Raw genomic sequence first — 1,879 nt, forward strand, 5'->3', positions numbered from 1 at the left:
CCGATCGAGCTTCCACACCACCAGCACGTCGGTGGGTCGCAGGTAGGCGAGCGCCGCCTCGAACTCAGGCCGCTTGGTCCCGGCCTTGCCGGACTTCTTCTCCTCGAACAGCTTCTCGCACCCGGCCTTGGTCAGCGCATCGCGCTGGAGGTCGAGGTTCTGGTCGAGCGTGGAGACGCGGGCATATCCGACGAGCATGTCGGGATAGTGATTCAGGTGCGTTTTATCCGCAATAGAAAACCCGTCATATTTTCCCGACAGAAATCCGGCTGCGGTGAGCAGTCAAGGAGCCGCTCTACCTTCTCGTCGGAAAAACGTTCGTTTATCCGACGCTTTTAGCATCGCGTTTGATAACGTCGCGACGGTGCCAAGGCAGGGGTCGGCAACGAAGCGCACAACGTAGTAGCGCGCTCCGCTGTGTGCTTCAGCGCCCGCCGGAACGGGAGTCCGATGAGCGATGACCGCAGCGTGAGCCGTCGGACGCCCGATCGCTGTCGTGCTGACAGCTCTGGGCCAAGGCCGTACCACCCGTGACGAGGGTCAGGGCGAGAGCAAGAACGATCTTTTTCACCGATGACCTCCGACATAGTGGCTGCCCTTGCCATGGCTGCCGTGACCACCAACCCGGTGGCTGCCAGTCCGGCCGCGGGCTTCAGCATCGGCCGAGGCGAAGACACCAAGCGTGATCAGGGCGACGAATGCCGTCGCGAGCGTTTTCTTCATAGGCGTTCTCCCATGGGCGAACTGATGCCGCCGCCCTGACACCCTAAGGATGCACATTGCGCCTATCTGTAGTTTAGATATCACACTGAGGTTATATCCCGATCCGCACCTTCCAGAACGGTAGACCGCGCTTCGCCTCCATGCTGATTTCCCCGTCAACAAAGAGGAGGAAACGCCATGAAGACATTGATCATTCTAACCGCTCTATTGCTTTCGACGATCAGCGCGGAAGCACGCGGCGGAGGCGGCCACGGTATGAGCGGCACAGGCTCCAGTAGCAGTAGCCACTCAGTCTCTGGCTACACGAGATCTAATGGCACCTACGTTGCACCTCATCATTCGACGAACCCAAATGGGACGCAACTCGACAACTATGGCACCCGCGGCAACGTCAACTCCTACACTGGTGCGACCGGCACCCGCGGCGCGGATCACTGAACCGCATGCAGCAATCTGGAAGCCGCTTGTTCTCAGCCGTCTGGTTTAGGTTTGCGCTTGTAGGCTGCATCCTCGCCGTCTCGCCATTCACTGTGGCGAGTCGCGAGTTCAGGGAGCCGAACGAGAGCAGCCTCGACCGTCACGGCCATTATCACAGCTGCGATGGCTCGACGGTCCATCAACCGGCTCATACCCGTGATGGCTCGAAACCCGAGGGAGCATCCGCTCATTGCCGTGATGGCACGTGGAGCTTCAGCCATACCCATCGCGGGACGTGCTCACGGCACGGAGGGGTAGCGAGTTGGGTCAGGTAGGGGCGCTAGCTTTTCAGCCCCTTGTTGCAGACCGAGTAGTACCCGCCACCCTTCTCGATCCATTTCATCCCGCCGTTGCCCGCACCGCCAGCAGCAGCCTTGTTGGCATTGTACTGATCCAGGCAGGTGTGCATCCGCCCCTTGCCGGCCGACTCGCTCGCATACTTCGGATCGACCGCCCTCGGGAACACAGCGGACCCCGTCACCGAAGACCGCGGTGTCGGTGCTGATCTCGTTGCCGTCGTGGTGGGCGCCGGAGCCGGAGCCGGGGCTGCGGGCGAAGCTGCGTTCGGTGAGAATGGGTTCGCGGTGGGGGTTGTGGGCGTGTCAGCTGGTGCCCCGCACTCAGCCTTCCGGAAGTCGTTCCACTTCTGCCCGTTCAGCGTGCCAGCCTGCTTGGCGGC

General features: G+C 61.6%; 5 protein-coding genes. 2 read left to right on the forward strand and 3 right to left on the reverse strand.

All coding sequences use genetic code 11. The annotated features are described in order from the left end of the window. Both MKK64_RS21840 and MKK64_RS21845 read right to left on the reverse strand, forming a co-directional pair. On the reverse strand, positions 1 to 198 hold a 198-nt coding region (locus MKK64_RS21840), incomplete at its 3' end, for a recombinase family protein (protein WP_243932014.1). A gap of 369 nt (positions 199 to 567) precedes the next feature. Next, positions 568 to 723, reverse strand: a complete 156-nt coding sequence (locus MKK64_RS21845) for a hypothetical protein (RefSeq protein ID WP_243934306.1) — start codon at positions 721 to 723, stop codon at positions 568 to 570. Between the two features lie 177 nt (positions 724 to 900). Here MKK64_RS21845 and MKK64_RS21850 point away from each other — a divergent pair, with 177 nt between their 5' ends. Further along, positions 901 to 1,161: a hypothetical protein gene (locus tag MKK64_RS21850; protein WP_243937277.1), complete on the forward strand. Its 261-nt coding sequence runs from the start codon at positions 901 to 903 to the stop codon at positions 1,159 to 1,161. Between the two features lie 5 nt (positions 1,162 to 1,166). After that, positions 1,167 to 1,475 carry a DUF3761 domain-containing protein gene (locus MKK64_RS21855; RefSeq protein WP_243937280.1) on the forward strand — a complete coding sequence of 103 codons (309 nt, stop codon included), beginning with the start codon at positions 1,167 to 1,169 and terminating at the stop codon, positions 1,473 to 1,475. A 5-nt stretch (positions 1,476 to 1,480) separates the two neighbouring features. Here the strand turns inward: MKK64_RS21855 and MKK64_RS21860 are convergent. After that, a partial coding sequence (locus tag MKK64_RS21860) for a hypothetical protein (protein ID WP_243937282.1) occupies positions 1,481 to 1,879 on the reverse strand: 399 nt, incomplete at its 5' end.

Origin of the sequence: Methylobacterium sp. E-025, assembly GCF_022829705.1 — a bacterium.
Taxonomy (GTDB): domain Bacteria; phylum Pseudomonadota; class Alphaproteobacteria; order Rhizobiales; family Beijerinckiaceae; genus Methylobacterium.